A 9,350-nucleotide genomic window follows, 5' to 3' on the forward strand; every position below is an offset into this window, starting at 1 on the left:
GTCAGCGGTTATACCCGTCCGATTTCGTTCACCGCTTTGTCCAAGCTTTTATCATAAAATTGCACAACCTTCTGATTCGCCTCGTAAGCTCGAAGAGCCGACATCAGATCAACCATCGATTGGGCCGAATCCACGTTGGAACGTTCGTAATAGCCCTGGCGGACCTCAACGCCGTCTCCAGCCGTTACCGGCACGGCCAAGCTCTGGTCGCCTTCAAGCCTGAATGTGCCATTGCCTTGGCGCACTAGCAAGTTCGGATTGTTAACTCGGGTAAGCAGCAGCCCGCTTCCCGTATCCGCGCCTGTCAGCCGATCGACGAAACGGAAGTCGCTCGTCAATACAACGTCGTTCAGGCTCGCGCCGGCAGGGAATTGAACCGGCTGTCCGTTCGCGCCAAGGACGCGCTCTCCGCCCGTCGTCACGAGGTAGCCCTCTGCATTCAAATCGAACCGGCCGTCACGCGTATAGCGGGGTTGTCCGTCTGATCCTTCCACCGTAAAGAACGCTTGCGGCTGGAATACCACTTCCCCGTCTTGCGTGAACCCCTTGCCCGACCCGTCGAACTTGACGCCCGGAATCTGAATGCTGGACGATAATGCAAAGTCTCCCGACCGGCCGGACTCTGTCAAATCACCTTGTACCTGCAGGGATATGCTCTCCTCTGCGAATACGCCCGTCGCCACGCGTCCGATCGTCTTATCCGAATGATCACTCGTGCCGGTCAGCGCCATCAGCATGTCCGGGAACGACCGCGTTACTTCGTTCGCCTGCTTGTACCCTGGCGTATTAACGTTGGAAATATTGTTCGTAATCGTGTCGTGGCGCCGCTGCTGTGTCGTTAATCCGGCAGCCGCGGTGTACAGCCCTCTTAACATTCGATATCCTCCCAGCTTGTCCGATTCGTGCTCAGAATACGGTCAGTTGTTCATCTTCTATACTCTATATCGGCACAACGGGCCATACCTTTAATAAGTCTTAGGTATGACCCGCGTGAGAAATTCGCTATTGCCGGCCTCGGCGCGTTCCCCCCGAACGCCCTACCCGCCGCGCTTTTTTATTTGTTATAGCCTGTTTTTCTGTTCCCGATCACCTTGTCAAGGTTGTCCAGCATAATGCCAGTCCCTTTCACGACGCAATGCATCGGATCTTCTGCGACGAGCACTGGCACCATCAGCTCTTCCGAGAGGAGCGTGTCCAGTCCGTCAAGCAGCGCGCCGCCGCCGGTTAGAATGACCCCGCGGTCGATAATGTCTGCCGACAGTTCGGGCGGCGTACGTTCCAGCACGGTCTTCGCCGCAGTAACGATCTGCATAACCGAATCCCATAACGCCTCGCGCACCTCTGCTGAACGAATCGTAACCGTCTGAGGCAAACCGCTGACCATGTCGCGTCCGCGAATATCGATATCCCCGTCGCGCCCGTCCAAATTCACGGTACCAATCTTAATCTTGATGTCCTCGCTTGTCCGTTCGCCGATAAGCAGCTTGTACTTGTTCTTGATGTACTTCATGATCGCGTCATCGAATTTGTTGCCTGCAACTTTAATAGACGAAGACGTAACGATATCGCCCATGGACAGTACGGCGATATCTGTTGTGCCTCCGCCGATGTCGACGACCATGTTGCCGCTAGGCTGGTAGATGTCCATGCCTGCGCCAATCGCTGCCGCTTTCGGCTCTTCTTCCAAGAATACCGCACGAGCGCCGCTGCGCTCCGCCGCCTCGCGAATGGCCTTCTGCTCTACGGAAGTAATGTCCGTCGGCGCACAGATCAGAATACGCGGCTTACCGAACATGCTTCGGCCGCCAATCCGATCGATGAACGCTTTCAACATGATTTCCGTAATCTCGAAGTCCGCGATGACGCCGTCCCGCAGCGGACGGATCGCTACGATATTGCCGGGTGTGCGCCCGACCATCCGGTGCGCTTCATCTCCGACAGCCAATACACGCTTCGTGTCGCTCTCGATCGCGACAACAGACGGCTCGTCAAGGACGACGCCTTTTCCCTTCACATGAATCGATACATTGGCCGTTCCCAGATCGATTCCGATATCCTTGCTGAACATAAGGCGAGAGTCCTCCAACGAATAAAAATATATTGCAACGATCGCGTAAGCTCTGAAATTAACAGAGACTTCCTACGATTTATTATTCGCTGAAATTCTCGAAATCCCTCTATTTTTGTAGAAAAATTTATTCCGATCAGCTCTTGGAAGCAGCGAACACTTCGCGCTTCTTGCTGCTTTTCTTATACTTAATCTTGGTCGCTTCTCCTCCCCTCAAGTGCCGGATCGACTTGTGATATTCGAGGATGTGCTTCACCTGATCCGCCAGGTCGGGATTGATCTCAGGCAACCGCTCGGTCAAATCCTTGTGAACCGTGCTCTTGGAAACCCCGAACTCTTTGGCGATTGTCCGAACCGTGTGCTTCGTTTCCACGATGCAGCGGCCTATTTTAATGGTTCGCTCTTTGATGTAATCGTGCACGTTCCCGCCTCCCTACTCGAGATAGTTTGGTACATTATATGAGGGGGTCGGTTATATATTCTTTAAGGCCAAGCGTGACAAGCCGCAATGGCCAATTATTTTCAATATTTCGTATTCGGAGTAGGACTAACGCCCCAACAAAGAATAAAACGCCTGCTCTCCTCGCGGAGAAGCAGGCGTTATAGCTGCGTTATTCTTTGATCAAATCGTTCGGATTAAGCACTTTGCCGTTCTGGCGTGCCTCGAAGTGAAGGTGAATGCCTTCGTCCTTCTCCAGATCGTTGCGGCCGGCTTTCGCGATTGCTGTGCCTTGCTTCACTTCATCGCCTTCTTTGACCGTAACGTCGCTGAGGCTTTGATAAATCGTCACCAGGCCGTTGCCGTGCGAAATTTCCACCGTATCGCCGTTCGTCGGATGACCTTTCTCCACATGCGTTACTTTGCCGCTTAATGCTGCCAATACGTCGAACGTCGTATTGTCCGGCTTAGCCAAGTCCAAACCTACATGCGCGGTGTAAGTAGACGTGTTCGTCTGCAGTACCATCGCTGCTTGCTTCTCCTCATTCGTGCCATTGGCATCGTAATATTGGAGAGCGACTTCCAGCTTGTCGTAATCAACGACCGGCCACTGCATTTCTTCGCCATCGGCCATTACAGCAATCGTATCGTCTGCAGGCTTCGTCGTTTCGTTCCCTTGACTGACTTCCGTATCGGTCGCTGTAGTTGTTTGTTCTGGTTGCTCTCCCCGATAGAGCCACATTAAGGTTACGATAATTGCCGCTGCTGCCATGAAAGCCGCCGGTGTCACCCATTTTTTAGCGAGCAAACTGCGTAAGCCTTTCGATTTGGCCGCTGAGCCCCCCGGTATGGTTTTGGGAGTTTCTTTCGGCTTGTTGTTTTGATCATTCATTGTCGATCACCTCATCAGCCATTGTTGCCAGAACAACTCTGTTTATACGTGAGGTGACGCTATTTTCATAAATTTTGAGATTCGCCGCAGATCAAGCCTTCCGGGGGACATTATCAACTCCCAGCGTCAGGTAGCTTATAAGCTTGTTCCACCTTCACTCCGGTATAATAGTGAAGTAAGATTTGCTTAGCCGTCGCACCTTCCTTCGCCATACCGTTCGCCCCCCACTGGCTCATGCCGATGCCGTGGCCAAGGCCGTAAGTTGTAATCGTGGCGGTACCGCCTTGGATTGTCCATTCAAACTGCGATGAAGCTAGATCAAGCTTCTCTCTGACTTCGCGCCCCGTAAACGTTTCGCCCCCAACGACAATCTCCTTAATTCGATGCCCTTCCGTCGTCTCCAGGATGCGCGGCGGCTTTCCGTCGTCCTTCGCGCCGAGACGGCGGTACAGCTCCTTCTCGCTCATTTCGACCGTCTGTTTATACCGCGGAGATATGTTTTTGTCCCAAGGGCTCGCTACGCTTTGCAAATAAGGCAATGACAACTGCCAGTACTCATCAGCATTTTCCGTATAGCCATTGCTCGTGGAGAAAAAGGCTGCTTCAATCGGTGCGCCTTCATACGTCAGCACCATTCCTTTCGTTTCCTGAACCGCCCGCTCCAGCTTGCCAAGCGCCGCCTCCCGCTCCGGGCCGGCCGGCCACTTGTCGATGAGCTTCTTCAGCGGGATATACACCTGGTGATCGACCGTATCGGTTACGTCCGCCTTGCCGCCGGGCACGCCGCTCTTGTCTTTGGACGCAAGACGGCGGACGATATAGGTTCGTGCAGCAACCGCTTGCGCCTTGAGCGCTTCAAGCTCAAAGTCGACCGGCATCTCGCCCGCGAGCACGCCTCTGACGTATATCTCTAGCGGCACTGTCTCTATGCGCCCAGTCCCTGTCATATATACGCGCACCCTGAGCTTATCCAAATCATTATACGGCTTGTCCAGATCGGACTCACCGGAAGCTTCTTCTGAGCCCGCGGACGGCTCTTGCCCGCTCTTTACGGATACCCGCTCCAGGCGGCGGGCAAGCTGCTCCATCGCCATATCATCAGGAGTAGACTTAGATTGCCCGTTCTCCGGCTTATCAGGCTTATCGGATTCATCCTGGCCGCTTGTGCCGGAATCGGCTGGAACAGTCGGCAGACCGTTCTTCACGGCGGATGGTATTGCTTGTTGTCCACTGCCGACAACTCCCTTTGCGCCAATAAGCACAACCGCTGCTCCGATTACAATGCCAGCCGCGAATGCCCCCCACCATAAGGGGCCTCCCCATAACCAAAGCGCATGCTTCCGCCCCCATGCCCTTCTATGTCTGCTTGCCCGCAATTTCCGCAACCAATCTACCATGTCCCTCTCCTCTCATTCCGCGTAGTGAAGACAAAAGCCCGCGCACGGGCGCGGACTTGTCTTGTCCCTATAGCTCTACTATATGAACGGGAATGATAGGCTAGAAGAAATTCAGTCAAAAATTTGCGGTCCGCAATGGTCCTCCGTTAATCGTGCCGCAGTGCATCGACCGGCCGCAGCCGCGCCGCCTTGTTGGCCGGGAATATACCGAATATGACGCCGACGCCAGCCGAGAAAGCGAATGCTTCCCACACCATGTCGAGCGAGACTGCCGTCTCCGTACTCATGACGATGCCAATAATGCGGGAGGCAATATAGCCGATGGCGATGCCGAACGCACCGCCAAGCCCGCTGATCGTGATCGCTTCAACAAGAAACTGGAGCAAAATATCGCGCCTTTTCGCGCCGAGCGACTTTCGAATACCGATCTCGCGTGTGCGCTCCGTGACCGAAACGAGCATAATGTTCATAATTCCGATGCCGCCTACGACAAGCGAGATAAGCGCAATGCCGGCCATCATCGAGGTCATCGTCTGCGTAATAGAACCGACCGTCTCCATTGCTTCCTGCTGGTTAATGACGCGGTATGCGTTCGTGGCATTCTGGAACTTCGCGGACAGCCTTGCCTCCAGTAACGCCTGTACTTGCTCCGACTTGTCCATATCGTCTACCTTCAGGTAGATCGAGCGTACGCCGTTCGACTGCAAGAGGCGCTCCGCCGTCGTTAGCGGTATAAGCACTTTGTCGTCCGCAGAGCCATTAATGGAATCGCCCTTCGTCTGCAGAATGCCGACAATCAGATACCGGTTGCCGTTGAGTTGAATGGTTTTGCCAAGCGGATCTTCCGATTCGAACAGCGTCGTCGCAACGTTCGCGCCAATCAGAGCGACCTTGCTGTAGTTGACGTTGTCCAGATCGACGATGTAACGCCCTTTGACGAATCCGACTTCGCGAACGGATTCATATTCCGGAGTAATGCCTTCAACCGTATAGGATTCGCTAGTCGTTCCATACTTGACCGTTGCATTCCCATTGACGATGGGCGATACGCCCTCAACGTTCGGAATATCGGCGAACTCCAGCGCCTCTTCCTTGGTCAATGAGGTCGTCAGCCCCCGGCCGGTAATCGTAACCTGCAGCATATTGGCTGCACCTAAACTTTCCACTTGTGACTGCACCTGCCGGGATGAGCCTTCGCTCATCGAGACGAGCGCGATAACGGTGGCAACGCCGATCAGCATGCCGAGCATCGACAACGCAGTCCGAAGCTTGTTCGCCCAGATGCTCTTAAACGCCATTCGGAATGCTTGCGACAGCTTCACGCCGATTCCTCCTTCCACTATCGTCCTCTGTCAGCACGCCGTCCTTCATTCGGACGATGCGCTCCGCCCGTTCGGCGACCTCCATGTCGTGTGTAATTAGGACGATCGTATGGCCGTTTCGGTGCAAATTCTCCATCAACGCGAGCACTTCCTGTCCGGTGCGTGTATCCAGTGCACCGGTTGGTTCATCAGCCAGAAGAATCGGCGGCTCGCCTGCAAGCGCACGGGCTATCGCGACACGCTGCTGCTGGCCGCCCGATAATTCGCTCGGACGATGGTGCATCCGATCATCCAGACCGACGGTGCGTAGAGCTTCCTCCGCCCGGGCACGCCTTTCGCGCCCAGCCAAGCCCCGATATATAAGCGGGAGCTCCACATTTTCGATTGCCGTCAACTTCGGCAGAAGCTGAAAGCCTTGAAAGATGAAGCCGATCTTCTGATTGCGGATCGCCGCCAACTTATTGTCGCTCTGCCCCTTCACTTCGACGCCATCCAGCTTATAGCTGCCGGATGAAGCAATGTCGAGGCAGCCGATAATGTTCATCATAGTCGACTTACCCGAGCCGGACGGACCAACGATCGCGACGAATTCGCCTTGATACACCGTAAGATCGACATCGTGCAGGACGTTCATCGATTCTTGGCCCATACGATACGTTTTGACCAGCTTCTCGATCTCGATCAGCTTGGCTCTGTCCGCGCGGCTCATCGGTTACCGCCTCCGCCGCTTGCTCTTACAGTGCCGCCACCGCCGCCGCCGAAGTTGCCGCCGCCGCTAAATCCGCCGCCTCCGAAACCTCCGGCCGGGAATGCCCCGCCGCCGAATTGGAACTGCTGCTGTTGGCGGGAGCTTGATGCCGTCGCCGTATTAACGGCCGGCGTCGGCAGCAGTACCGTATCGCCTGCGTTCAAGCCAGATTTGATTTCGACGAACGTCTCGTTGCTGAGCCCGATCGTCACTTCAACCATGCGTCCCGCCTCTGCCGGGCCGAACCCTGCCGCACCTCGTTGCTGTCCTTGGCCTGTTCTATTGCCGGCTCCATAACCGCCGCCTTGTCCATAGCCGCCTCTGCTGCCTTGCGGCGCGCCGCTGCCAGTTCCTGTGCCGTTTGCGCCAACTGCTCCGTTAGCTGCGCCGCTTCCTGCGCCTTGACTATTGCCATTGCGGTTTGCGGTTGTACCGCCGCCAGCACCGTTGCTTGCTGGCACCCCATTTCCTGCGCCATTACCCGCACCGTTGCCTGCTGCATACCCACCTGCGGCCGAACCGCGAGCTGCTCCGGTGTCCCCGGCCGTACCTTGGCGGTTGCCGCCTTGACCTGCAACTGCACCGTTGCCCGCTGAATTGCCTTGTCCAGCCGTACTTGTCTCCGGTACCCGTACGAAGCTTCTGCCGCCGAACGTACGCACAGCTGCGATCGGAACCAGCAGCGTATTCTCGCTTGATGCAGTTACGATAGATCCCTCCCCGGACATGCCGGAAATGACGTTGTCAATTTTATCGAGCGATACGACAACCGCATAAGATGCTGAGCCGTTCGACGACGAACCCTCTTTAGCAATCTCAAGCACCTTGCCTGTGAGCGGCTGCGTCGGCAATGCGTTCAGCGTAATGTTGGTCGCCATGCCTACCTTGACCTTCGGAATGTCCAGCTCATCCACGTTCATGCTGAATTGGAGCTTCGAATAGTCGACCGTTTCGGCAACCACCTTCGACTCGTTCACCTGATCGCCGACGACGACATTTGCTGCCGTCACCGTTCCGTCGGACGAAGCAACGACGCTCGGCGTATCAGCAGCCTGGCTGCGCAGATCTTCCAGTTCTAATGCGGCGGACTCCATGTCCAGCTTCAAGCTGTCGATCTGCAGCTTTACTTCGTTCTGTTTGTCCTCGTCACCGCTTGCTTCTACAAATTGTTTCTTATAATTGGTGAGCTGAAGCTCTTGCTTCTGGATGTTGATTTCCGCACGTTTGATTTGCGAGGTGTAATCCTCCTGCTCGAACTCAACGAGCACTTGCCCTTTTTTTACAACGTCGCCTAGCTTGAAATTGACCTTGCTTACCTTACCTTGAACGCCAGCCATGACGGATACCGTCTCCGTCGTCGAAACGGAGCCGTTGCCTGTCAGCTGAACGCTAATATTGCCTTGCGTGACTCTTGCTGTCTGTTGCTCCGCCGCTGCCGTTTGTTTCTCTTCATCCCGGTAGTTATACCAATAAAATGAACCAGCACCGGCGACGATTACGAACGCCAGTAGTGTGATAATCCACTTCTTCATTGCCTACGGCCACCTTCCTGAGTATGTGCGCTATTTTGACTACAAATTATCACACCTTCATGAACGGAACATGAACATGCTTATTCATATTCCGTTCACGGTTGTGTGCTAGGATGACCTTATCTAATTGCATGTTAGGCATGGGAGGAATAACAGGATGAATAACAAATGGACTGCAGGATGGAAAGCTGCGGCCGTGCTTCTATTAGGAGCCTCGCTGCTTGCGGCGTGCGGTTCTAAAGATTCGACGAATACGGCAAACGGAGCCGGAGGACAGGAGAACAGCCAGCAAAACTGGGGAGGACCTAACGGAGGAAATGGCGGAGGCTACCGGCAAATGGCTTCCGCGCCTAATCAGCCGGAGCGGCAAGCGGATCTATTCGCTAAGATCGTATCGATTAACGGCAACTCTATCGTCGTCAAACAAGCCGACATGAGCAGCATGCCCCAAGGGGGCTTCGGCGGCAGTCGGAGAGGTGCAGGCAATGGACAAAGCGGTGCCGCAGGCAACGATGCTGGACAATTGCCTGCGGCTGGCGGCGGACAGCTTCCGGCGGACGGCGGCGGACAGCCGCCAGCGGACGGACAAGGCGGCGGACGGCAAATGCCGGATCTGTTCACCGGGGAAGAGACAACGGTGAACATCCCTGAAGGCGCCGCCATTTATAAGCTTGTCCGGGCGGACGACGGCAGTATGAACTACGAGCCCGTTCAACCATCCGATCTGGCGGCCGACGACATTATTAACATTTGGCTGAAAGAAGGAACGACCGACGCGGAATACATTTCGCTTCGCGGCGGTTTTGGGGGCTTCGGCGGCGGTTTCGGCGGAGGCAATGGCGGCGGACAAGCAGGCGGCGACGCACCGGCAGACAACGGCGGCGTGGCACAAGCAGGATAGTGAGAGTCGTATCGACGACAGACGGCTTAGGAGCGCGGACCGCTCTCCGCC

The 9,350-nt window shown here is 55.3% G+C and carries 9 protein-coding genes; 1 reads left to right on the forward strand and 8 read right to left on the reverse strand.

Annotation, left to right across the window (positions count from 1 at the left end; translation table 11 throughout):
• Positions 1–8: 8 nt before the first annotated feature.
• The 8 genes from PKO01S_RS21485 to PKO01S_RS29095 form a co-directional block, all read right to left on the reverse strand.
• Positions 9–875, reverse strand: a complete 867-nt coding sequence (locus PKO01S_RS21485) for a flagellar hook-basal body protein (RefSeq protein WP_127533490.1) — start codon at positions 873–875, stop codon at positions 9–11.
• Between the two features lie 179 nt (positions 876–1,054).
• Positions 1,055–2,068: a rod shape-determining protein gene (gene mreB / locus PKO01S_RS21490; protein ID WP_127533491.1), complete on the reverse strand. Its 1,014-nt coding sequence runs from the start codon at positions 2,066–2,068 to the stop codon at positions 1,055–1,057.
• Between the two features lie 136 nt (positions 2,069–2,204).
• Entirely contained in the window at positions 2,205–2,489 is a 285-nt protein-coding gene (spoIIID, locus tag PKO01S_RS21495) for a sporulation transcriptional regulator SpoIIID (protein ID WP_110041929.1), read from the reverse strand.
• A gap of 190 nt (positions 2,490–2,679) precedes the next feature.
• Positions 2,680–3,399: a M23 family metallopeptidase gene (locus PKO01S_RS21500; RefSeq protein ID WP_127533492.1), complete on the reverse strand. Its 720-nt coding sequence runs from the start codon at positions 3,397–3,399 to the stop codon at positions 2,680–2,682.
• A 113-nt stretch (positions 3,400–3,512) separates the two neighbouring features.
• A complete protein-coding gene (gene spoIID, locus PKO01S_RS21505) occupies positions 3,513–4,796 on the reverse strand; it encodes a stage II sporulation protein D (protein WP_127533493.1) in 1,284 nt (427 codons plus the stop codon).
• Between the two features lie 146 nt (positions 4,797–4,942).
• Complete coding sequence (locus PKO01S_RS21510) at positions 4,943–6,118, reverse strand: ABC transporter permease (protein ID WP_127533494.1); 1,176 nt, start codon at positions 6,116–6,118, stop codon at positions 4,943–4,945.
• Positions 6,084–6,827, reverse strand: coding sequence for an ABC transporter ATP-binding protein (locus PKO01S_RS21515; RefSeq protein ID WP_127533495.1), 744 nt, complete (start codon positions 6,825–6,827; stop codon positions 6,084–6,086). The genes PKO01S_RS21510 and PKO01S_RS21515 overlap by 35 nt, the downstream gene beginning before the upstream one ends.
• The gene (locus PKO01S_RS29095) at positions 6,824–8,398 is read right to left on the reverse strand and encodes an efflux RND transporter periplasmic adaptor subunit (protein ID WP_127533496.1); all 1,575 of its coding nucleotides are present in this window, start codon (positions 8,396–8,398) and stop codon (positions 6,824–6,826) included. The genes PKO01S_RS21515 and PKO01S_RS29095 overlap by 4 nt, the downstream gene beginning before the upstream one ends.
• Positions 8,399–8,555: 157 nt before the next feature.
• Here PKO01S_RS29095 and PKO01S_RS21525 point away from each other — a divergent pair, with 157 nt between their 5' ends.
• A complete protein-coding gene (locus tag PKO01S_RS21525) occupies positions 8,556–9,299 on the forward strand; it encodes a hypothetical protein (RefSeq protein ID WP_127533497.1) in 744 nt (247 codons plus the stop codon).
• Positions 9,300–9,350: the final 51 nt, after the last annotated feature.

The organism is Paenibacillus kobensis NBRC 15729 (assembly GCF_004000825.1).
Lineage (GTDB): Bacteria > Bacillota > Bacilli > Paenibacillales > Paenibacillaceae > Paenibacillus_T > Paenibacillus_T kobensis.